This is a genomic window from Nocardia sp. NPDC051052 (genome assembly GCF_044456045.1).
Lineage (GTDB): Bacteria > Actinomycetota > Actinomycetes > Mycobacteriales > Mycobacteriaceae > Nocardia.
Map to the genome: position 1 here is coordinate 674,225 of NZ_JBITFL010000004.1, position 23,265 is coordinate 697,489.

The following is a 23,265-nucleotide window of genomic DNA, read 5'->3' on the forward strand; positions in this document are numbered from 1 at the left end:
GTACCGTATGAGGCAACGACGGGTCGGTGTGGACCGGCCGGTGTGGTCACTAGGAGGTTGGTGTGGAGCGCACACTGTTCGAACCCGAGCACGATCTGTTCCGGGAGTCGTTCCGCAAGTTTCTCGATCAGCACGTCGCGCCGAACCACGCGAAGTGGGAAGAGCAGGGGATTGTCGACCGCGCGGTGTGGCTCGAGGCGGGCAAGCAGGGCTTCCTCGGCATGGCCATGCCGGAGGAGTACGGCGGCGGCGGGGTCAAGGACTTCCGCTACAACGCGATCGTGGCCGAGGAATCGGTCCGCGGCCAGTACTCCGGCCTCGGTTTCGCCCTGCACAACGACGTGATCGCGCCCTACCTGTCCGAGCTGGCCAACGAGGAGCAGAAGCAGCGCTGGCTGCCCGGATTCTGTTCCGGCGAGATCATTACCGCGATCGCGATGACCGAGCCCGGCACCGGTTCCGACCTCCAGGGCATCAAGACCCGTGCGGTCCGCGACGGTGACGACTGGGTGCTCAACGGCGCCAAGACCTTCATCACCAACGGCATCAACGCCGACATCGTCATCGTGGTCGCGCAGACCGACCCGGAGAAGGGTGCGATGGGCTTCAGCCTGCTCGTCGTCGAGCGCGGCATGCCCGGCTTCGAGCGCGGTCGCAACCTGGACAAGATCGGCCTCAAGGCGCAGGACACCGCCGAACTCAGCTTCACCGACGTCCGGGTGCCCGCCGCCAACCTGCTCGGCCAGGAGGGCGCCGGCTTCATCCACCTGATGCAGAACCTCCCGCAGGAGCGCCTTTCCATCGCCGTGATGGCCGCCGCTGCCATGGAAGCGTGCCTGGACATGACCATCCAGTACGTGCGCGACCGCAAGGCGTTCGGCAAGCCGATCGGCACCTTCCAGAACACCCGCTTCGTCCTCGCCGAACTCGCCACCAAGACCACCGCCGTCCGCGTCCTGGTCGACCGCTTCATCGAAGACCTGAACCGTGGCAAGCTCTCCGTCGAGGACGCCGCCATGGCCAAGTGGTGGAGCACCGAAGAACAGGTCGAACTCATCGACCGCTGCCTCCAGTTGCACGGCGGCTACGGCTACATGAAGGAATACCCGATCGCCAAGGCCTACATGGACGCCCGCGTCCAAACCATCTACGGCGGCACTACCGAGATCATGAAGGAGATCATCGGGCGTTCGCTGAAACTGTCCTGATACGAGGCGGTTTCGAGGTCAGTCGGATGCGGCTGTTCCGGCTGTGTCCCGTCCCGGGGTGGGAGTAACCCCCGTTCCGGGGTGGTACCACCCTCTCGGTGGAACAAGCCGTCGATGAATGATCTCGTTCCGTCAACGCCAGGCGATATGACGGTCTGGACCGCCGAGCGGGTCCGCACTGGTAACTGTGTCGGGCACGCGCAGCGACGTCTCGTTCTCGTAAAGCTTGCGTGCGTCCTCGCCGTCACCGGCCGTCGTTACCGCCGCGACCCGGTCGAGCAGTTCATGCTCTGCATCGGTGAATCGCCTGCCGTCGCCCCAGCCCCACCCGTCCCAGAGAAGCATTTCAGTGCTGTTCAACGCTGCCAGATCCTGCACGAGGTCATGCGCGATCTGGGGCCAGCCGCGTGTCTCTGGGACGTCAAGACCCGGGTCGACTACGAAGCTTGTCGGATCGGCCAGAACTCTGCGGCACTGCTGCCACGCGGCACCGGCCAGCACGAACTGATCCGGCGTCAGATCGAGCGGATCGACGCGCGTGCCGGCCGGGCTGGTGTGACCTTCGTCGATCTCAGCATCGATGAGGCGCCAGCGCGCCTGGTCGGTGTCCCAGACTTCGGCCACCTCATGGTCGATGGCGTAATCGGCAACGAAGTAGGTGGCGAAGCCGACACGCGCGCGGGCCGGGATGCCGCGGGCCCGCAGTGCCGATACGTATAGCACCGTGAAGTCGCGGCAGCAGCCGACGAGGCGTTCGGTAGCCGAGCGTGGCGTGCTGAGCGGTCCGTCGGCGAGCTCGGCCAGCCTGCCCAGCATGGTCTCGGCATAGCGAGTGTCGATCTCCCGCATTCGCTCGGCCGGCACGCCCTTTTCCATCGGCTTGTCAGCGCGGTAGTGGATAACCAGACCCGACACGACCCGTCGTAACTCCGCGATGTCGCCGGGAAGTCCTGTCAGCAGCTCGGCCCGGCACCCCGGCTCGGTCATTCTGCTCTGTGCCGCATAGTACGAGAGCTCAGTCATAGAGCCCATGTTAGGAACGAGCACTGACAATGCGCCGGGGTTCGACAACTCGGCAAAGTAGTTGGAATGTGTTCCGGGAGTGGCCATATCGGGACAACGGGTTGAGCCGCCACGTGGCCTGATCGCGACATCGGAGCGTGCGGAAGCGTTACTGCAGGACCCCTGAATGGTGATCTATCCCACGTTTCGGGCCCTGATCTGGCCGGTTGCTGTGTTCGTTGACGGTTGTCGCGCGAGGTTTGCTGTACCACCTGATGGGATGCCGTCCTAGGTGCACGATTGTGGGCGGCATTGCGAAAAATGCTTGTTACACAACGCATTAACTGGACATAGTGGAGCGATTCGGGGCGATGTTATGGAGTATTCGCATGTGGAGAGGCTGAGTGGAAGCTGAGAGAAGTCTGAGCGCGCCAGTATCCGTGCTTGCTCGATGTCTAGGTCGGGCCCTGGTCGCTGGGCGCTGCGCTGACTGGATGCTGAGATGAAGATTTCGTCAGATATGAAGCGGTGCAGCCGATTTGGTCGAGTGTTCGGATCTGTGGTGTAGGCACTTCTGGATGGCTGGGCGGGCCGGTTCGGCCTCCTGTGGGCCGCATCTGGGTCGCGACAGGGTCGCAGTCCGATCATCGGCGCCGTCTCTTATGCGTGAAGCTCTTCCGAATGGAAGGATAATGCGCCAATGTTGTTCGGAGCCAATAGTTTTACTGACGGCCCGAAGTTTAGGGTGCCAGGACTGCATAGCTGACGGTATCGAAAAGTGTTGTGCCGAAGGCGCTTAAGGCTCAAGTCGCGAGTGGGTGCTTTCGTGGAATCGGCTTGCATCCACGAGATGGTCTGCCGTTTATCGGAACTCGACGGAACGCCTTGCTGTATTGCGGGTCATGAACTGGTTGGGGAGTTGAGTCCGTTTGAGCGGCTGGTCAGTTCGGGGGAGCGGCGCAGCGGGCTCCGTTGTGTCAATTACTCAGATCCCTTGCCCTGGAACAAAGTTGAAGAATAAACCGATGAATGTTTGCTCGGGTCATGCATCAAAGGGATTCGAGTGATCCATCTCACAACTCGCATAGATCGTGCACAACTGATTCCACCTTGAAATGTTTTGTCGCGTTGCTACGCTTTCGCCCGATTTGGGGATGGCCCATCAAGGGGATGGGCTCAGGTGTTGTGGAGTGTGATGAGATTTCGCCGTCAGGGCGACGCGTTGGTGCGTTGGTTCCCTGCTAGTTGGTATCGGTTGAGAGTGGTGTCGTGGTCGGCGGTGTTGGTGGCCGCGTTGATCGCGACGTTGGTACAGGTTGTTGTTTCCCCGGAGGCCGCTGCGGGGCCGAAAACGAAGAATCCGCGGGATCTTCCGCTGATCATGTCGAAGGCTGAATCGAAGCCTTCCCCGACCGTTGAGCAGTCCGCGCCGGAAGCGGACTTCACACCATTGCTCGCCGGTGGTGGCGCTGCAGCTGCTGCTCCGAAGAGTGGTTTCGATCCCAAGACATCGAAAGAGTCGGCGCGTACCGAGGATTCGGTCGAGTTCACCAATGCCAACGGCACCAAGACGATGGTGTTGTCGCAGGTGCCGGTCAGTGTGCGCAACAACCGTGGTGGTTGGGATCCGATCGACACCCGGCTGATAGAGCAGAAAGACTCCAAGCGGGTCACCGCGGCACGCACCGGTGTCGGCGTCGATCTGGCGGAGTTCGCCAACGACCCGAATCTGTTCCGGGTCAGTCAGAACGGCGCGCTGGTCACCCTCGAGTTGAAGGGTGCGGGCAAGGTAGGCCGGAAGGTCACCGGTTCGACCGCGAAATACGAAAACGCGCTGCCGAACACCGACGTCACCTACGACGTGTCCGCAGACGCAATCAAAGAGTCGATCATCCTGAAAGCCGCTTCTGCGGTGGGCGAGGGACGTTGGGTGTTCAAGTTGAACACCGGTGCACTGACGCCGAAGGTCGACGGCAAAACCGTCAAGATCAGCGATAAGGCTGGCAAGGTGGTCGGCGCGCTGCCGCCGATCGAGGTCTGGGACTCCGCGGGCAATAAGGATAAAAAGCCCTCGGCGCGTGCCGGCGGTGACTACAGCCTGGCCCGTGATGGTGAAGCGTGGCAGCTCACGGTGACGGTGGACAAGAAGTGGTTGAAAGACTCCGCCCGCAAGTTCCCGGTGACGGTCGACCCGACCTACACCTTCGGATTCGGTCAGCAAGCCGAGACGATTGCCTACCAGCAAGGCGCGGCCCCGTGTACCGCGGACTGTGGCATCCGGACCGGCAACGCGCGGGACTGGGCGGGCCAGAACGTGTTGTGGCGCTCGGCGATTCGCTACGACCTCGCGCCGCTGGCGGGTAAGTCCGTGACCGGTGCGCGCCTGGACTTGAAGCTAGCCTCGGCGCTAGCGCCGGTAGAAATGACGACCGCGTCCCAGGTGACTCTGTACCAAGCCAAAACCCCTCTTGACTACGACGCGCTCGGGGCCAAGCTCGCCGCGGCCAGCGTCGGTGAATCGGGATCGCTGACCGCACCCGCGCTGACCACCTTCGTCGGTGATCGTGCGAAAGCCACCGCCAAGAACACCTGGTTCATGCTGGGCGGCACCGAAACCGACACCTACTCCTTCAAGCAGCTGCAAGCCGCATTGATCATCGACTACGGCGACGGCGGCACCAACCCCACTGGTCCGACGAACCCGACTGATCCGACAAACCCCACTCCGGGTCCACAGGTGAACCTGATTCGCCCGGTAAACGAGGCGGTGATCGCGAGTGATCAACCACTGCTGGAGGTCAGTGCTGGCCCGTCGGGTACGAAGTACTGCTTCAAGATTTCTACTGGTTTCGACGGTCGTTCGGGCAGCGTGGTCGACTCGGGTTGTCTGAAGGACCCGAAGTGGCGGGTGCCAGAACATGTACTGCACGACGGCGGTCGCTATAGCTGGACCGTTGCGACCGTAGCGTCGGGCGGAACAACGCCGACTCCGGCGAACTGGGTGGGCCAGTTCAAGTTTGACTTGCGCATCGGAAAACCAGGCCCGACGCCGAACGATCAGGTGGGTCCTGCCACGGTCAACTTCTTCAACGGCAACCTCCATACCGACGCCGCCGGACCGAAGTTCGAGACGCTCGGTGGGTCGGCGGGGATAACGTTCGCGTACAACTCGCGAGCGGGCGGGGACTCCCATGGTGTACGGGCTTCGTACTTCAACGACACCGATCACAACGGGACCGCGGACGCGACGCCAGTGATGGTGCGCAGCGAAGCGCAAGTGAATCTGGACTGGGGCAACATCTGGTCCAACGTTTCGGAGAATTCGCCCTTCAAGGAAGATCCGATGCCTGCTGCGCTGGACAAGCAGTGGTTCGTCATCCGCTGGGAGGGTCACTTTATGCCAGCGGTGACAGGTGATTTCAGCTTCGCGGGTTCGCACGCCGACGGTGCGAAGATCTGGATCGACAACAAGCCCGTCTACGACAATCCGAACGCTGCCTCGGTCGGCGATGATTTCTCCAATGCGGTCGCCAAGAAGAACACCGATGTATCGCTGACCGCTGGCCAGCGCGTGCCGATCAAGGTCGAGCTGTATCACCGCTCGACCGAGAAACCGAAGATGGTGTTGTGGGCCAAGAGCACGACCGGCGCCAGCAACCAGCGCACCCACAACCTGGCCCCGCGGATCGTGACCACGGATTGGTTGTTCGCACAAGACCCCTCGCCCCTGCCGAATGGCTGGACGCTGGGATTGATGGGCAGCAAGTATGTTCGTGCCGAGATGCTCGACGGGTCGGTCGTTCTCACCGACGCGGCAGGCGGCACAGCCACGTGGACCAAGGTCTCAGCTGGTGGTTACGCACCGCCGAAGGATGAAGACGGTGTTCTAGCCGTCGATGCCGGTGGCCGAATCTCGGTCACGAGAAACGGTGTGGCTTCAGTCTTCAACGTCGACGGCACCCTGGCGGCAGTGTCATCGGTGGCCGACAGCAAGAAACCTGCCTCCCTGCAATACCTGTATTCTGGGGCTCCGGCGCGGTTGACCCAGATCAAGGACCCGGTGTCGGGTCGCGCGCATACCCTGCACTACAACACCGATAACACCAACAACTGCTATGGCGGAGCCTCTTTCCCGCCCGGCACGCACTCAGCGCCGCCGCAGAAGCTGTGTCGGATCAAATACTGGGATGGTACCGAAACCCGGCTCTGGTACATCGTGGGTGCACTCGGCCGTATCGAGAACCCCGGCGCGGAAATTCGGGATTACAGCTATCTGAACCTGGCAGGTGCGAAGCTCGACTACGACCAGGCAGGCAATGACACCGAGAAAAAGCTGAAGGCGATGAACGCCGTCAGCTTGCTCAACGAGATCCGCGACGGCCTGGCTGTTGACCTGCGCGCCGCGGGATTGACCGACCCCGGCTACGAACGCACAACCATCGAATACGACGCCTTCTCCGACGATGTTTCGACAGGTCGGCCACCTCATTCACGAGTGATCAGGGTCGATCTACCCACGCCGAACGGGCGCGACAGGGGCGTGCGGCCAATGCATGGGTATCGATACGATATCGCGAATAAAAAAGCGTTTATGGGTATTGGCGGGCTCAATACATTGAATGTTCGCACCGTAACCTGGGACGATGGCGGCCGGCTAACCTCGTCGACCGATGCTGTCGGCGACACTACGCGCAGCGAATGGAACGACAAGGACAAGCCCACAGCTCTCATTGACTCGACCGGCCGTCGTAGCACCGCGATCTATGATCACGCAGATCGGCCGACCGACGCATACGGCCCGGCGCCGCAGGCGTGCTTCGATGGGGACCTCCCGAAGCCGGAATGCGCGGATGCCATGCCGCACACCCGTCAGACCTACGACGAGGGGTTGCAAGGCCTCGAAACCGCAATCTACGACAATCCGCATCTGGTCGGTGTCCCGAAGGAATGGCGTACCGGTGTCGGTACACCCGACGGCACGCTGTCACGGAACTGGGGTGCTACTCCACCAGTAGCCAATACCGCAGGCTGGTCAGGCCGGTTCACGGGCGAGATCCAGTTCCCGGCGACCGGTGAATACCAACTGGGATTCACCGCGGTCGACGGGGTCCGGCTGTGGGTCGACAATGCGCTGGTCGTGGATTCGTGGACTGACAAGGCCGCGACTTCGGTATCAGCGAAGGTTCCCAACGCGGTCGCGGGCAGTTGGCACCGCGTACGGGTGGACTACTACAACCGCAGCGGCACCTCGGGCGCGCTGAACTTCACGTGGACGCCTCCGGGCACCCGCACCGCAGTGACCGTGCCGGGTAGCGCCCTCGCTCCTCGCTATGGGTTGGAAACCAGCAAGGCTAGTGAGAACACCACCGGTAGCGGGACAGAACGTGCGGCGGGGCTCAACACTGCGAGTGAGTACTCCGACCCTGCGAACGGAATCGATCCCGTTTTCGGGCTGCGGACCGCGCACATCGCCGACCCCAGTGGCGTTGGCCTGGCAAGTCGGCACCGATTCGAGAAGCCTGGCGACGGGTTCATGCGCCAGGTAGCAGCGTCCAGGCCCGCCGGTGACCTGGCCAGCGCCGACACTCGTGGTACCTCGGAGTACTACGGTGACACCGAAACCCGTGCGAATCCTTGTGTTTCGGACTCTGCGGCGGTGTACCAAGGTGGCCGGGTCAAGACCGTACGTTCGGCGAAGACTTCCGACGGTGTGGTCAACGCGCTCGAGACCGTCTACAACGCAGCTGGCCTGGTCGTCGCTATGAGAACCGACGGCAAACCGTGGTCGTGTGAGAGCTATGACGCTCGTAACCGGCCCCTCAGCAAGTCCTTCCCTGCGATGGACGGCCAGCCGTCACGGACTATCTCCTATGACTACGCAGTCAGCGGCGATCCTCGCAAAACGAAGGTCACTGACGCCAGCGGATCGACCCAGACTGCCATCGACCTCCTCCGCCAAGTCGTGTCCTACACCGATGCATCCGGCACGGTCACTACGTCCGCCTACGACACCGCCGGTCGAAAAACCAGCCAGACCAGCACAGTCAAGGGCACCTCATCGACGCTGAACTATCGATGGGACGACGCCTCACGACTTACGAGCCTGGAATTGGACGGTGCGGTGGTCGCGACACCGACCTACCAGGCCGGTGAAGTACGGACCGTTGCCTACGGCAACAACACCGGGCTAACGATCGGGCGCAACGACACCGGTAGCACCACTGACCTAGCCTGGGCTGCGGGTGGTTCGACGGTGACCAGTGCCGTGACTCGTTCACGAGATCAGCGGATTATCGACGAAGCTGTCACCGACACCGCTAACAGCGGTGCTGCGTTCAACTACAGCTACACCTACGACGGTGTCGGTCGATTGGCTGCGGCGGACGTACCGTTCCATCAAATGACGTACGGATTCGCCGCAGACGGCGGATGCGGCACGAACCCCAAGGCGGGGCTGAATACCAACCGGACCAGTTTCACCGACCGTCACAACGGTGCACCGGCAACCGTGACGAACTACTGCTACGACCACGCCGACAGATTGCTGTCGACCCGCGGCGCCACTGACCTTTCATTCACCTATGACAACTACGGCAACGCAACCAAAGTCGGTAGCGATACCCTGACTTACGACTCGACGCGCCGCCACATCAGCACTACCACCGCTGCCGGTAAATCTGTTACCTACACTCGTGATGTCACCGACCGCATCACCGCCCGCAGCACCAAAGACGGCGCCAACCCCGAACAGGTAACCAAATACGGGTTCACAGATAGTGATGGCGGTACCGAATTCGTCCTCGACAACAAGGGCGCACTTCGGCAGCGTGTGGTGAAGCTGCCCGGCGGGGTCCTGCTGACCAAGAACTACACCGCAGGTACATCGGCCAACTGGTCGTATCCGAATGTGCACGGCAGCATTTTGTTCACTGCAGACGGTTCGGGTGCCCGTACCGGCGCACTGCATTTGTATGACCCGTATGGGCAGAATATCGACTCCGTGACCGGTGTCATCGGTGACATTCCGATCCCGGCCACTGCTGAGGGTGGGATGGACTTCGGGTGGCTCGGACAGCACGTCGTCCCAGTTGAGCACGTCGCCAGCCAGCAAGCCCTCGAGATGGGTGCCCGCACCTACCTTCCGATTTTGGGACGATTCCTTCAAACCGATCCGATCGCCGGTGGATCCGCTAACGACTACGACTACGTCAATGCCGATCCCATCAACAATCTAGACCTCACCGGTAAACTTCCCGTGCTCCTACCTCTGCTCATTCCGTTGGCTGAGGTGATTATCGCCGGGGTCCTGACCGAAGAGTTGATGAAGGACGATCCGGCGAAGACGGATAAACCCGACACGCAACCGGCGCCGATCAACCCTGCGCCTTCATCGAACCCGGGGACTAACACCAAGGATGACGACAGCGTCCGAGTTGGGCGTTGGATGAGTGCTGATGAGTATCAGAAGATGCTCGGGACGAGCCAGGTTCAGGTCGGGGCCGGGGGGACAACGTACGTACTTTACCCTGCGAACCCAGAGGGTTTCAGAAGTCAGGCACCGTCCGGTAGTTTGTACGTGGAATTCAATGTACCTCGGGAGAGTCTTAATCCGGGAGGCAATCCAGGGTGGGCGCAGATTATCTCTCCCGAGGCCTGGCAGGCGAAATATCCGGAGAAATTCAATATACACAGCGGCGTACCCGCGACGAACATCGTCGTGGTGGAGTCGAAATAGTAAGGATGCGGCAATGGTGATGAACTCGCAGCTGATATCGAATTTACGGATGTGGATTGACGAAGAGCTCGGGCAGTTGCAGGCTGCGGGAGCGGAATGTGGATGGGGTGAAAATGCCGACAGTGCGGGAAATGATCCAGTTTTCTGGATACATATAGATCACGGTTCCCGTGGCGGCAAGGTTTCGTTGTGGCGATCTAACGATGTAGAACTGATTCTCGTGGACGCCGATGGCGACGAGGACCCGTCGTACACGCATTTTTCTCCACAAGATGTATCTGAGCTGGAAAGAATCATCAATCGTCTTGTTGCTTGGGTCGGGGCGGAGGGGACGGGCTAACCCCCCGTTTGCGCGCCTCGCCCGTGAATACCGTTTGCGACGCTGGCGCGCTGATCGAATTAGGTTGGAGGTCAGGCGATCGCACAGCCACGTTGGCCGTGCGAGTGACCTTGGAAGGGCGGCTGTGCTGTGTCTGACGGGCATAGCCGCCCGCGATTCGCGGACCGCTGCGGGCAGCGCGGTTCGCATCACATCGAATAGTCCATCACTTGTAGTACGTGCCCGTCTGGGCCGTCGACGAGTTCGTTCTGCATGCCATTGGTCTGTCGGTCGGCTCGTCTCCGAGGAGAAAGCAGCACCGTCGTGCGAGCACCCGACAACAACGAACCCGACAACAACGAACCCGACAACAACGACCCCGACGCGACAAAAGTCATCGTTATTCCTGTTGATGCCTTCGACGGCGAGCACGGTCCGGACGAGACGAATACAGCCGACGGGCCGGACGATTTGGCCGACGAAGTGGCGGATGCGGATGACTCTGATGAGGACGAGGGTCTTGACGAGGAGGTGGTGTCGCCGCTGGTGCGGCGATGGCGGCGGGTTACCGACTACGTCACCACAGGCGATGTTCGTCGGCATTTGCCCTACGCCGCGGCAGCGGCCGTCGCGATCATCGCGGTGATCACCGTGGTGATCGCGACTGGAACCGGCCCGAAAAAGACTGATGAGGTGACTGATACCGCCTCGTCCTCGGATACGTCGTCGGGGACTCAAAGCTTCGATGACATCACTCAACTGCTGCAAGGCGGTCTGGCGAATACGACGACACCGCTCGAGACGAGCTTTCCGACGACCGTTTCCGAGACACCGAGTGATGTGCCCCCGCCGGGTGATATCCCGAGTGTGGAACCCGAGGGCATTGATCAGTCGATCACGCCCGCCACGGTGGCGGTGACCGACTCGGCCCCGATCGAGAACGTCAGCGGAGACCCAGTGTCGACGGAAACCAGCGTGACGACCGAAACCGTTGCGCCGTCCACGATTACAGAGACCCCGACCGCGGGCCCCGGCCCCGGGTTCTCGATCGATGGCAGCATTTCGGTGCAGGCCTCGCGTCAGCCGTCTACGGCGGTTCCTGGTGGTCCGTCGACGGTCACGGTGGTTGTCCCGGCCGGTACAACGCCACCGCAACCGTCCACTGTCACCGTGATTGTCCCGGCGACGACAACACCTCAACAACCAAAGCCGTCGGCGTCGAAGCCGACCGGGTGCCCGACGACAACGACACCGTCGAAGACGAAAACGACGACACCGTCACTGACAACGTCCACCCGGGCACAGGCCACGACAACCCCAACGCGCGCGACTACCCCGGCACCGACGTCGAAGAAGCCGACCACCACGACGACCACGGCCCAGCCGTGCAAATAGGTGACGAACAAGGATCGGCGGCGAAGACGGTAGCGAGTTTCGATAGATGACGAACAGCAGATACACACCGGGCGCAGGCGGGCGGCGGGGGATCGGGCCACTTCTTGTGTTGCTGGTGTCGGTAGTCGCCGTGACTACCGCCGTGGTGGGATGCGGTCGCGGACCCGATCGTGAGGTCGGTGTCGCACCGCCTGGTGCGGGTGAGCCGGTGCCGGTGATCCAGCTGGTCGCGGCTGGTCGGCCCGCCGGGCCGTTGGAGGATTGGGCGCGGCGCCGAGGCGGCAAGTACGGGATTCCGGTGCGTGCGTTGCAGGCCTACGGGTACGCGACGGTCGTGCTGGCCAAAACCCAACCCGGCTGCCATCTCGGGTGGACCACTCTGGCTGGCATCGCCCGCGTGGAAAGCGACCACGGTCGCCATCGCGGCGCGAAGATCGCGACCGACGGTGTAGTGAAACCTCCGATCCGTGGTGTCGCGCTTGATGGCACCAACGGCAACGCTCGCATCATCGATCCCGACGTCTCGGCGCGCACTGGTCACACCGTTTATGCGACGGCGGCGGGTCCGTTCCAGTTCATCCCCGACACCTGGAAACGCTGGGGCGTACGCGCCGACACCGACTACAAAACTTTGGCCAGCACGTTGCAGAAAGCTAAATCGGCGGCGTCCGACGAACAGGTCGGCAGCCCGGACAATATCGACGACGCAGCTCTGGCAGCGGGACGCTACCTGTGCGCCTCCGGTGGTGACCTGGCCAGCGCGCGTGGTTGGCGAAACGCCATCTTCGCCTATAACCACTCCGACACCTACGTGAGGCAAATACACGCCACCGCCACCAGCTACACCGCTTAAAGCCATCTCACACAAGCGAGTACGCAGATCCACCCTGGTAGTTCAGTGCGCCAACACCTTGGGCATGTCACCGTGGACGCGAACGTCGTATCGCACTCGTGACCGCCCACTTTATCTATACGGCAAAGGTTCATCTTTGCGTTGCCCAGGGCTGTAAAGATTACAGTGGCGCATATATATGTCGAAATCAACCCGTACCTGAATTAGGGTACGGGTGATTCGACGTGCCTATCGTTCATGGACAGGTTCGTCGATTAGTTTTTGCAGATCGCAGAAGGTTTACACAGGGTTGTTCTTCGATTTGTCAGTCTCGCGGAGATATGTTAAAAATTCGTCGCCGCAGCTTTTGTTGACTCGGCCGCGACCCTTTCGGTGGGGACCAGATGGGTAGCGATACAAATTCCTGATGAGGAGAAATTCTATGAAGAAGTTTCATGCGGTCGGTGCCGCGATGGTCGTGGCATCGGGTCTGATGCTGGCGGCAGCGGGTACGGCTTCGGCCGAGGAGGCGGCTCCCGCCGCGCCCATCGCGAGCACCGGGTCGGCGGGTGCGCTGGGTGGCCTGCTCGATTCGCTGGCCACCGGTAGCAGTGACTCCGGTTCCTCGGTCAGCGGTGGCGTCAAGGTCGGCAACGGCAACGTTGCCGGCACCCCGCTGTCGACGGGCAGCGCGGGCACCGGGAGTGCGGGCACTGGCAGCTCTGCCCTGTGCGTCACCAACCCGACCACCAACGGCTGCCCGTAGTAATGCGCGTTCCGATGCGATCAGCCGTCGCCGAGGTCGCTTCTCGCAGAGGCTATTCGGGACGGCGATTGCGTCAAGGATCAGGTGCTGGGGTTGTCGACTCGTTGATGTATGGCCGGCCCGGCTATGGACGAGCGGCAGATGTGTGAATGGGGAGGCGGCCGTGCGCTACGTCGATGTGTGACATGGCGTTCGGTCGCCGGTTACCCGGATGGGCCGGGTTTGGTGAGGTGATGCTCGGCCGCAGGGCGCGCCGAGCCGGGTTGAAGGATTCTCCGGCCGAGAGAATGCGGTGAGAAGCCCTGCCATGAGCAGGTTTTCGTCACCTTGTGTGGAGTCGTAGTCCTTGCGCAGCCTCGGGGCCAGGAGGCTCGACGGAGGCTGCACAATCGGGCGCGTTGTGCGACGGAAATGCTCGGGGCGGCCGCGAAAATGGTTGCGGGCGTTAAGTGCTCGCGACAATCCGGTATGTCGTTGAACTTCATTAGCCCCTTTTGCTGGGGCCCGATATCGGGATGTGGACGTGAGCAGGGTTTGTCATCGCGGAACGTTGCCGCAGCCGTTGCTGGTGCTGTGGGGCTTCCGGAGTGCGGCAGCGTGGACAATAGTTTAATAGTGCTGATGATCGCGTTGGTAGCGACATACGTAAGAGGTTCCTCGGACGAGGCCGGTCGGGCTGAACTTGTGCGATACCCGCGTCACACAAAGCAGCTCGTAGAACGGTACCGGGTCGAAACCGATTGCTGCGGCCCATCGAGTGAATACGCGCAAGAACTTGACTTCAGCGCGAATGAGAACCTGCGTGCGCAGGCGATTCGCGCGCTTGACGCCGGCTCGACCCAGCGTAACCATCAGCTCGTTCCTGTGACCAGTTGCTTTGTGGCCCTCAGCTGAGTGCGGCCCTGAACCGGTCGAACTCGGCACGGGTCTCCTGCGGGAGCGGCCCTGATTCTGTCGTGATCTCGTCGCGCAAGCGACCACGCGACCCGTTGGCCCAAGCACTCAGAGAGTTCGTCGGCAGCGCCCTTGTTCTGGACGGCTATCTGAACCTCGAGGGCCGTGTGTCTCCCGCTACTCGCTCCCGCATCCGTTCGGCCGGCACGCCCTTTTCCACGTTAGGGTGACGTGTTGGTGTGTTGGTTTTTATGTCTAACGTTAAGGTGGTGCGATAATTCAAGATAACCGTAACGTGTCCCTTCCTCTTGCTGACGCGATCGAACTCTTCTGCGATATGGAAGAATTTGTGAAATCGCTCGATCGAATTCGCTCTCGTATCGCATTCGGCGGCGCCGATCCGCAGATTCTGGTGGATTACATTGTTGACAGAGAAGTCTTCCAGAGGTTGGCGAAGGCGCGACGCCGCTTGATCGAACTAGTTGAGCCGGTAATTGGAGCTGAACAGCTGGAGGAAATTGCCGAAGGCGTCTACGCCTATCCCGGGGAGTCTTCGTCGGCGCAATGATCTAGCTGCTGAAAGGCGGGGGCCTCGAATGGCGTGGGATTTGCTGTTACTTCACGCCATAAACTCATATGAACATCACTGAGTAGGTAAGAGAAATGGATCAAGCTGTATCGAACATCGAGGTGGAGCGATGAGTCCAGATAATTCCGACGTGTCACTGTCGCTTACTGAAGCGGTCGAGATCTTCTGTAACCTGGAAGAGTTTGTGGTATCGCTCGATCGAATCCTCTCGCGTATCGCGTTCGGCGCTGGTCTGCAGATTCTGGTGGAGTGCATTGTCGATAGAGAGGTATTTCAGAGACTGGCGAAGATGCGAGGCCGTTTGGGAGAATCGTGGAGTCGGTGATAGGGCCGGAGCGGCTGGAAGAAATGGCTGAAAGCGTCTTTAAATACCGTGGCGAGTCATAGAATTTAGACTCCGATCGAAATCTGCCGCGAGCGACGGGCGGTTTGGTTGATATCAAGTACCGCTGCGGTCAGCGCCGGTTGCATCACGTCGGATGGTCCATCACGTGTAGTACGTGCCCGTGTGGACCGTCGACGAGTTCGTCCTGCATGCCATTGGTCTGTCGGCGGCGTTTCGAGGTCAACCGGAGGACTGTGAGGCCGATGGTCGAGTTGCGGTCAATGCGGCTCGTCGACGAACACTCGCCTCATCTCCGAGAGCCTGGCCGGGTGTCGCAGGTACAGGTAGGCGAGTACGGCGAGCCCGATCAGATACCAGATTCCGATGACCAGGCCGACTTGACTCGACGGGTAGGTGAGTGGGGTGACGAATTTCAGTGTCGTGGCGCCGATCCCCATCGAGGTGAGCCAGGCCGGGACGAACGCTGCGATGCCGAGGACCGGAAACACCAGGTGCAGTAGCCAATTGAATTCGGCACGTCGTCGTCGTAGGTAGAACATCGTGCACGACAGGTTGAACACGATGTAGACGGCGATCATGACGCCTGCGAGCATCGTGGCGAGGAATACGAAGGCCGTGGCCGGACCGAAGTGCAGGCCGACCGGCAGGCCGATGGCGAGTGTCACCAGCAGTTGGGCGATCACGCCGATGTGCGGCGAGTTCCACCGCGGATGTGTGCGAGACAGCGCGGCGGGCAGCAGGCCGATCCGGGACATGGCGTACCAGGTCCGGGTGGTGGCCAGCGTGCCCGCGTTCCCGTTGGCGAACGTCGAATTCAGGATGGCGAACAGCACCACCACCCAGCCGAGACCCCACACGTCGCGCGCGAGCGTTATCCACGGGCTTCCGTCGCCGAGCTCCCCGAAGGTCACATATCGGTTCGGCCCGAAGAACACGTCGCCCGCGTAGGTGGTGAAGACATACAACACGCCGATGGCAGCGCAGGACGCCACTACGGCGATGGGAATAGTGCGGCGGGGGTTGCGGGCTTCCTCGGCCAGCGGTACCGAGGCCTCGAAGCCGATGAAGGCGAGAATGGTGTAGATCGACGCCGCGGCGACACCGGAGAACCCGTGGTAGCCCTCGATTGTCGCGAAATGCAGAGTGAAAACGGCTGCGGTGTTTCCCGTTCCGGCCTTGACCACGAGCCAGCCTGCCAGCGCGAGAAAGACGAGGATCTCGAACATGCCCAAGGCCGTGCCCACCTGCGCGCTGACCCGTACGCCGCGATAGTTCAGCAAGGCGATCAGCACGGCCGCCGCGATCATGACCACGATCCAGGTGGTGGTGAACGGCCAGCCGAATTCGCTGTGCAGCACCGAGCCGGCCAGATAACCGACGAGAATCGTTGTCGTCGGGCCGATCAGCGCCTCGACGAGCGCGTACCCCCAGCCGACCAGAAAACCGATCACCGGGTGCAGTGCCTCAGCAGGATAGGTGTAGATGCTGCCCGCCGAGGGCAGGTGCTTGGCGAGCTGCCCGATCGAACTCGCGACCAGCAGGCACGCTACCAACGCCAGCAGCACCGCGAGCGGCAGCGCACCACCGGCATAGGTAGCGCCGACCGCGATCGACAGCGCGACCGCGCCCGCCGGCGCCATGGAGGTGACGGACTGGAACAGCACCTCGCGCAGGCCGATAGCGCCGCGCGCCAGGCCCGGTTTTCCGGTGGAATCAGCGGGTGCCATAGCTACCCCCTTCGTCTACGATCATCCGGCTCGGGTCCGTCCCGCGCGCCCGAATCGCTGTTTTCCCGCCTCTGTGTTGCCGCGGGACCATGCTGGGGTATGGCCGTCGATGAATCCCGTTCCCTGGCCTCGAGTTTCGCCTCGTACGCCGAGTCACTGCGCGGCACCGTCGGACTCGCCTATGCCCCGGTCGGGGGCGGACGGGTTGTCACGCTCGGCGAGTGGATCGATGGCGTCGCCTGGTCGACCAGCAAAGTGCCGCTGGCGATCGCCGCATTGCGCGCGGCTCCGGTGGTCGCGAAATCCTCTGTGGCACTGGCTATCACCCGTTCTGACAACGCCGCGGCCGAGCAGCTGTGGTCCATGCTCGGCCCGCCGGCCGCCGCCGCCGCGGCGGTAGCGGGCGTGCTGAGCGAGGGCGGCGACACCGTCACTCGGGTGCCGTCGCGCCGTATCCGGCCGGAGTACACCGCCTTCGGTCAGACCGAATGGAGTACCACCCGGCAAGCTCTGTTCACCGCTCATCTCCCGTGCCTCGAGGCCGGCCCCGATGTCCTCGCGCTGATGCGGACGCTCGATCCCGAGCAGCAATGGGGGTTGGCACGCTTGCCAGGTGCAGCTGTTAAGGGCGGATGGGGTCCAGACGAGAAGGGGGCACACCTGGTCCGGCAACTGGGGGTGATTCCCAATGGGGCGGGCTGGACCGCCGTGGTGGTGGGCGCTCGACCGCAGTCGGGTACCTTCGCCGACGGCATTGCCTTGCTCGACGGGCTCACCGAGTGGGTCGGCGGCCATCTTCGACAATTACCCAGTGGACGATGCCCGCGATAGCCGGTCGGTAATGCGACAATGACATCATGGGGTCCTCGCATCGTCGGCTGAGCTGTCCAGGCATCCTGTTGTGCGCACTGAGTGTCGTTGTCGGGCTGTCGCTTCCGGCCCACGCGGAGTCGCCGCCGTCGGAACCGCCCAGCGCGTACGTCGATGTCGCGGCGGCCACGGTATGGACCACGCCGCAGAGCCCTCGTCCGGTCGATCGGCCTGCCCTGACCAACCCGGTCGACATCAACCGCTGGATCGCGGAGATGACATTGGCGGAGCAGGAAGCCCTCACCTCCGACAACCTGACACAAACGCAGGCGCTGTACGGAGATCGCGTCTATGTGCTGCGGCAGCAAGGTGATTGGTCAGAGGTGGTGGTACCCGGGCAACCCACACCGAAGAATGCTCTGGGTTATCCAGGCTGGATACCGAGCGTTCAGCTGACCACCAGCCTGGAATTCGCCGAGTTGAAGGCGGTAGCCCCGTTCGCCCTCGCCGACCACGACTCGACCACCTGGCTTTACAGCGACCCCGAGCTCTCGCACCGGGACCTCGAAATCAGTGCCAACACTCGGCTTCCCGTGCTGAATCGCACCGGTGCCGCGATTATGGTCGGCACCCCGCGTGGTGGTCCGAAATGGCTGGACGCCGCCACCGTCGATGTCTACCGGAAACCCACGGACATCCCCTATCCCACCGCCGCCGATCTCGTGCGGTTCGCGTCCGTGTTCGTGGATCGGCCGTATCTGTGGGGCGGACGCGCCGGATTCGGAGTGGATTGTTCCGGGTTCACCTCGACGATCTATCAGGTCCACGGGATCACCTTGCCCAGGGATGCCGGACCGCAAGCCACCGACGGGCACGGCAGCGCGGTCGACAGAAACGAGCTGCAACCTGGTGACTTGCTGTTCTACGCGCATGACACCCAGGACCCTGAGTCGATCTATCACGTGGCGATGTACGTGGGCGACGATCGAATGATCGAGGCATTCGACTCCGCCACGCCGGTACGCATCACCCCGGCCCGGTTCGGCCCGGATTATTGGGGCGCGCAACGATACCTGCGCAGCTAGGCCCCGGATCGCGTTTCGGATCTATCCTGGAGATATGGCTGTCGCCCCGCCGTTCAGGGACCCCACCGAGGCGTCGTTCGCGTGGGGCTTCGCCGCAGTGACCAGGAAGGGTTGGGCGGCGGACGAATCGTTGATGACATGGACGGATCACCAGTTCGATCCGGCTCAACTGATCACTGTCCACCACACGCTGGATTTCGACGGTAGTGGTGCTACCGACTACCGGCAGGTCGTTCGCGCGGTGTACGAATTCCACGCCTCGCCCGCGCACGGCGGCCGGGGCTGGGGCGATATCGGCTACCACCTGGTGATAGATCCGAACGGGGTGGTCTACGCCGGGCGCGATACCGGCGATTCCGCTCCTATCTTCCGGCCCGGTGCGGTATTGCGGCCCGGCGCGGAAGTCGTTCAGGCCGGCCACGTCTACAACGCCAACCCGGGCAATATCGGTATCTGCCTGATCGGGAATTTCGATGTCACCCAGCCGACCACAGCCGCCGTCGTCGCACTGCGTGATGTCCTCGGCACGCTGTGTGCGGGCTTGGGCCTGAATCCACTGAGCCAGGTTCATTACACCAATCCGGACACCGGTCTCACCGTCGACAAGCCGGCCATCTCGGGCCACCGGGACTGGTCCGATGTCGCAGGCCCGGCCGACTGCCCCGGTGACCATCTCTACAACCTGCTCCCACTCCTGCGGGCAGAAGCCGCCGAAATCTATTGCGGTTAGCCAGCAGCGGCCGAGGTCAGTGCGCTGTCGCGGTCGAAAGGGTCAGGCGGTAGGTGACGGAGTCGCGGGGTTTGAAGCCTGCTCGCTGGTAGAGGCGGTTGGCGGACTCCCGTTCGGGGCGCGAGGTCAGGTCGACGGTGCGGGCTCCGGCTTGGCGCGCGAGTTCTACTGCCGCACTGGTGAGTTCGAACGCGACGCCCTTCCCGCGGGCGGATTCGTCGACGACGACATCCTCGATGCGGGCTCGGATGCCGGTCGGGATCGGGTAGGTGATCAGCGTGAGCATGCCGACGACGCCCGCCTCGGACTCGGCGAGGAGCAGCATCGCGGAGTCGGACGCGATGAGGGCGGCGAGCGCGTCGATGGTGAGGGGAGCGGCGGTCTTCGAGAGCTGCCGCACAAGTACGTTCAGCTCCTGGGTGAGTTCGGCCGTGGCGTGCAGTGCCGTAGAGATCTGGATATCACTCATGCGCACAACGTAATCGACGGCCCGGTCGGTCGGTCGGGTGCGGTCAGCTCAGCCGGTGTTCGGCGAGAAGAGTTGTGTCGTTGAGGATTTCGGCGGTCGGTCCGTCGGCGACGATGCGGCCGTCGTCGAGGATCACGACGCGATCGCAGATGCGCTCGGCGTAGGGGAGGTCGTGGGTGACCATGAGGATTGTGGTGGGGAGGGCGGTGAGGACGTCGGCTAGTTCGCGGCGGGCGACGGGGTCGAGGTTGGCCGCTGGTTCGTCCAGGACCAGGACTTCCGGCTGGCAGGCGAGGACCGTCGCCAGGGCGGCTCGGCGGCGTTCGCCTACGGAAAGCTGGGTGGGGGAGCGGTCGGCTCGGTCGGACATGCCGACGGCGGCTAGCGCGTCGCGGACGGTTTCGGTGAGTTGGTCGCCGCGGATGCCGAAATTGGCGGGGCCGAAGGCGACGTCTTGTTCGACGGTCGGCATGAAGAGTTGGTCGTCGGGGTCTTGGAAGACGAGGCCGACGCGTTGGCGGATGGCGCGAACGGTGGTGCGGTTCAACAGGATTCCGCCGATGTGTACCTCGCCCGACGCCGCGGTGAGTACGCCGTTCAGGTGCAGCATCAAGGTCGATTTTCCGGCGCCGTTGGGGCCGAGGACGGCGACTCGTTCGCCGGGCGCGATGGCGAGATCGACGCCGTGCAGTGCGCCGGTCCCGTCGGGGTAGGCGAAGGTCAGGTCGACCAAACGTACTGCGGGGGTCGCCAGGTCGGTCATCGGAGCACCCATGCGGCCAGGCAGAGACAGATCGCGGCGGCGGCGGGCAGACAGCCGAGTAGCCATTGCGTTCGTGTCGCGGGTTCGGTGCCGAAATACGGCACAGCGCCGTTGAATCCGCGCGAGAGCATCGCCAGGTGTACTCGTTCGCCACGCTCGTAGGAGCGCAGGAACAGGGTGCCCGCACCGCGCGCGGTCGCGCCTGCCTGGCGCAGGGTTCGCGGGTCGTCGCCGCGGGAGATCCGCGCCAGTCGCATCCGCGCCGCCTCCTCGAGCAGCACGTCGACGTAACGGAGCATCAAAACAATAATGGTGACGATCATGCCGGGAACGCGCAGCCTGGTCAGGCCGCCCGGCAACTCACGCACGTTCGTCGTGGCCGCCAATGTCAATGAAACACCCACGCCAATAGTCCCTTTCGCGACGATTCCCCACGCGGTATACAGCCCCGTCGTGGACAGCGACATTCCGAGAAGCGTCGTCCTCGGCTCACCCGTCGCGAACGGCAGCAGCACCGCGAGTACAACGAACGGCAGTTCGATGAGCAACCGCGGCCCGATCCAGCGCAGCGGGATACTCGCCCACCGCCAGAGCATGACCAAGCCGAGCGCGTAACAACCGAAGGGCCAGTACATTTCTCGCGGGGTCGCCACGACAGCGAACACCGCGAGGACCGCGCAGACGATCTTCACCTCGGCCGGAACCCGATGCGCCGGTGAACTTCCCGGCAGATACAGGCGGTGGCTGACAACGGTCACCTACGTCGACTCCGACTCGGCGTGCCCGTGGTTCTTCCGCCCCGACCGAATCAGGTTCACCAGCGCGAACAGCACCGCGAACGCGGCAGCCACCCCCAGCACGCCCGCGACGCCGGTGAGTGTGTTGTCGCCATCGATCGCGTATCCCGCCAGTGGCGACTTCGCGAGGTGATGCTCCTTGGCGTTCTTGGCGATGCAGTCGCCCTGTAGTTGTTCGGCACCGTCGACCTGGACCACGGTGCAACCACGCTGCGTAGTCGCGTCGAGCCCGTCCGGCTGCGAACTCGCCACGTACGACAGCAGTCCCGCGACGAGCACGGCCACCGCGGCGAACGCGAACAGGAATCCGGTCATCGAGAGTCTCGGCCGCAACGGTGTCGCGGAGGTGCGGCGCTGACCGGTGATTCGCAACAGATAAACGAGGTCGGGTCGCGCGTTGACCACGGCGATGAGTGTGATCGCGGTGATGATGCCTTCGCCGACACCGATCAACGCGTGCGTGATGAGCATGTATCCTGCGACCGCCCCGACGGTCGAGCCTGCCGCACCACCGATCGCGTACTCGATGACGAAACCCGATGAAGCACCGACAGTTCCGACGAACGCGGCGACAAATCCGACCATCCCGATCCCCGCGTCGGCTCGTCGACGCGACAGCACCGGCAACACCAAGCGCGCGACCGTGTACCCGACGGTGACCCCGATCAAAGACATGTTCGTGATGTTCGTGCCGAGCGCGGTCAACCCGCCATCGGCGAACAAAAGCGCCTGGACGACAAGCACGATCGCCACACACAGCGCACCGACATACGGGCCGACCAGAATCGCGGCAAGCGCACCGCCCAGGAGGTGCCCGCTCACCCCCGGCATGATCGGAAAGTTCACCATCTGCACCGCGAAAATGAACGCGGCCACCAGTCCGGCCATCGGCGCGGCTCGCTCGTCCAGTTCGGCCCGGGCCCGCCAGGCCGCGAAACCTAGGCCGGCGACCGCGATTACCGCGAAGATCATCGAGGTCGGCGCGTTGACGATGCCGTCGCTCATGTGCATGGCCTGGGTGCTGCTGGAGCTCACCCCTGAAGACGATACGCGCGATACCTGTTCAGGTGAACAGATGTTCCTATGTTGCCAAGGACTGGTCGTATCCGTTCAGGACCGGCAGAGTAGATGTGTGGCAGTGAGCATTCCGCTGGACCCCGATCACGCAGGCCGTGCCGCGTCGGGTTTGGATATCGCCGGCATCGAGCACTGGGCAGGTCGCTTCGACCTGCTCTCCGACGCCAACCGGCTCCGCCTCCTGGTGTGTCTGCACCACGCACCCGACATCAGCGTCAGCGACCTCGCCGCCGCGGTCGGCATGTCCGGAACCGCCGTCTCGCACGCATTGCGCCTACTCCGCCACCAAGGTTGGGTCGCCAGCTCGAAACATGGCCGCATAGTCCGCTACCGCCTCGCCGACGACACCATCCACGACCTGCTGCACTGGATCGGCGCCACCCACGCGGACGAATCGATCGACCAGGCCGCCGCGACCAGCCCCTGATCGCACGCAGGACGGCAACCGCCGTCGAGCGCGGAGATGACGATAGACGTCGCGTGAGCGACAGAACCTGAGAGGATTCCGAGGTGTCGATAGCGACATCGATCGAGGGTCCGCTGTGGTGTGAGCCCGGCCTCGGCTTCCGTAGTGGACGATACCCACTTGCCGTGGAGAGTCCTGTGCTCAGCATGGTGGACAAACTTGTTCCCGGTGTATCCACGCTGACTCGCATCGCCCGGTATTACGCCCTGTACTAGGCCCTGGCAGATTTCGCCGCCGATCGTGAGCTGGATATCG

18 protein-coding genes and 1 pseudogene are annotated in these 23,265 nt (G+C 62.8%); 12 read left to right on the forward strand and 7 right to left on the reverse strand.

What is annotated here, in order from left to right; all coding sequences use genetic code 11:
- Positions 1-62 precede the first annotated feature (62 nt).
- Positions 63-1,208 carry an acyl-CoA dehydrogenase family protein gene (locus ACIBCN_RS17205; RefSeq protein WP_396992501.1) on the forward strand — a complete coding sequence of 382 codons (1,146 nt, stop codon included), beginning with the start codon at positions 63-65 and terminating at the stop codon, positions 1,206-1,208.
- A gap of 132 nt (positions 1,209-1,340) precedes the next feature.
- Here ACIBCN_RS17205 and ACIBCN_RS17210 read toward each other — a convergent pair whose 3' ends face one another.
- Positions 1,341-2,318: a transglutaminase-like domain-containing protein gene (locus tag ACIBCN_RS17210; RefSeq protein ID WP_396992502.1), complete on the reverse strand. Its 978-nt coding sequence runs from the start codon at positions 2,316-2,318 to the stop codon at positions 1,341-1,343.
- Between the two features lie 1,177 nt (positions 2,319-3,495).
- Between ACIBCN_RS17210 and ACIBCN_RS17215 the strand changes: the two genes are divergently transcribed.
- The 6 genes from ACIBCN_RS17215 to ACIBCN_RS17240 all read left to right on the forward strand — a co-directional run bounded on the left by ACIBCN_RS17215 (position 3,496) and on the right by ACIBCN_RS17240 (position 14,719).
- The gene (locus ACIBCN_RS17215; RefSeq protein WP_396992503.1) at positions 3,496-9,945 is read left to right on the forward strand and encodes a PA14 domain-containing protein; all 6,450 of its coding nucleotides are present in this window, start codon (positions 3,496-3,498) and stop codon (positions 9,943-9,945) included.
- A 13-nt stretch (positions 9,946-9,958) separates the two neighbouring features.
- Entirely contained in the window at positions 9,959-10,285 is a 327-nt protein-coding gene (locus ACIBCN_RS17220) for a hypothetical protein (protein WP_396992504.1), read from the forward strand.
- A 303-nt stretch (positions 10,286-10,588) separates the two neighbouring features.
- Positions 10,589-11,659, forward strand: coding sequence for a hypothetical protein (locus ACIBCN_RS17225; protein ID WP_396992505.1), 1,071 nt, complete (start codon positions 10,589-10,591; stop codon positions 11,657-11,659).
- Positions 11,660-11,705: 46 nt separating this feature from the next.
- On the forward strand, positions 11,706-12,512 hold the full coding sequence (locus ACIBCN_RS17230; protein ID WP_396992506.1) for a lytic transglycosylase domain-containing protein: 807 nt from the start codon (positions 11,706-11,708) through the stop codon (positions 12,510-12,512).
- A gap of 421 nt (positions 12,513-12,933) precedes the next feature.
- Positions 12,934-13,257, forward strand: a complete 324-nt coding sequence (locus ACIBCN_RS17235) for a hypothetical protein (protein WP_396992507.1) — start codon at positions 12,934-12,936, stop codon at positions 13,255-13,257.
- Between the two features lie 1,189 nt (positions 13,258-14,446).
- Positions 14,447-14,719 (forward strand): hypothetical protein, encoded by a 273-nt coding sequence (locus ACIBCN_RS17240; RefSeq protein WP_396992508.1) that lies wholly within the window; start codon positions 14,447-14,449, stop codon positions 14,717-14,719.
- 624 nt (positions 14,720-15,343) lie between these two features.
- Here ACIBCN_RS17240 and ACIBCN_RS17245 read toward each other — a convergent pair.
- The gene (locus ACIBCN_RS17245; RefSeq protein WP_396992509.1) at positions 15,344-16,813 is read right to left on the reverse strand and encodes an APC family permease; all 1,470 of its coding nucleotides are present in this window, start codon (positions 16,811-16,813) and stop codon (positions 15,344-15,346) included.
- 99 nt (positions 16,814-16,912) lie between these two features.
- Here ACIBCN_RS17245 and ACIBCN_RS17250 point away from each other — a divergent pair, with 99 nt between their 5' ends.
- From ACIBCN_RS17250 to ACIBCN_RS17260, 3 genes are read left to right on the forward strand one after another with little or no spacing between them, the layout of a single operon-like run.
- Positions 16,913-17,644, forward strand: a complete 732-nt coding sequence (locus ACIBCN_RS17250) for a hypothetical protein (RefSeq protein WP_396992510.1) — start codon at positions 16,913-16,915, stop codon at positions 17,642-17,644.
- Positions 17,645-17,670: 26 nt separating this feature from the next.
- Positions 17,671-18,708: an NlpC/P60 family protein gene (locus ACIBCN_RS17255; RefSeq protein ID WP_396992511.1), complete on the forward strand. Its 1,038-nt coding sequence runs from the start codon at positions 17,671-17,673 to the stop codon at positions 18,706-18,708.
- A gap of 34 nt (positions 18,709-18,742) precedes the next feature.
- Positions 18,743-19,438: a peptidoglycan recognition family protein gene (locus tag ACIBCN_RS17260; RefSeq protein WP_396992512.1), complete on the forward strand. Its 696-nt coding sequence runs from the start codon at positions 18,743-18,745 to the stop codon at positions 19,436-19,438.
- Between the two features lie 16 nt (positions 19,439-19,454).
- Here ACIBCN_RS17260 and ACIBCN_RS17265 read toward each other — a convergent pair whose 3' ends face one another.
- The 5 genes and pseudogenes from ACIBCN_RS17265 to ACIBCN_RS17285 all read right to left on the reverse strand — a co-directional run.
- Entirely contained in the window at positions 19,455-19,907 is a 453-nt protein-coding gene (locus tag ACIBCN_RS17265) for a GNAT family N-acetyltransferase (protein WP_396992513.1), read from the reverse strand.
- A 43-nt stretch (positions 19,908-19,950) separates the two neighbouring features.
- The gene (locus ACIBCN_RS17270) at positions 19,951-20,682 is read right to left on the reverse strand and encodes an energy-coupling factor ABC transporter ATP-binding protein (protein WP_396992514.1); all 732 of its coding nucleotides are present in this window, start codon (positions 20,680-20,682) and stop codon (positions 19,951-19,953) included.
- Positions 20,667-21,428 carry a cobalt ECF transporter T component CbiQ gene (cbiQ, locus tag ACIBCN_RS17275; RefSeq protein WP_396992515.1) on the reverse strand — a complete coding sequence of 254 codons (762 nt, stop codon included), beginning with the start codon at positions 21,426-21,428 and terminating at the stop codon, positions 20,667-20,669. Before cbiQ ends, ACIBCN_RS17270 begins: the two co-directional genes overlap by 16 nt.
- Positions 21,429-21,782: a PDGLE domain-containing protein gene (locus ACIBCN_RS17280; protein ID WP_396992602.1), complete on the reverse strand. Its 354-nt coding sequence runs from the start codon at positions 21,780-21,782 to the stop codon at positions 21,429-21,431.
- A 45-nt stretch (positions 21,783-21,827) separates the two neighbouring features.
- Positions 21,828-22,478, reverse strand: a pseudogene (locus ACIBCN_RS17285) (energy-coupling factor ABC transporter permease); the annotation flags it as partial.
- 139 nt (positions 22,479-22,617) lie between these two features.
- Between ACIBCN_RS17285 and ACIBCN_RS17290 the strand changes: the two are divergent.
- Together ACIBCN_RS17290 and ACIBCN_RS17295 are read left to right on the forward strand one after the other, a co-directional pair.
- Complete coding sequence (locus ACIBCN_RS17290) at positions 22,618-22,971, forward strand: ArsR/SmtB family transcription factor (protein WP_396992603.1); 354 nt, start codon at positions 22,618-22,620, stop codon at positions 22,969-22,971.
- An 83-nt stretch (positions 22,972-23,054) separates the two neighbouring features.
- On the forward strand, positions 23,055-23,225 hold the full coding sequence (locus ACIBCN_RS17295) for a hypothetical protein (protein ID WP_396992516.1): 171 nt from the start codon (positions 23,055-23,057) through the stop codon (positions 23,223-23,225).
- Positions 23,226-23,265 lie beyond the last annotated feature (40 nt).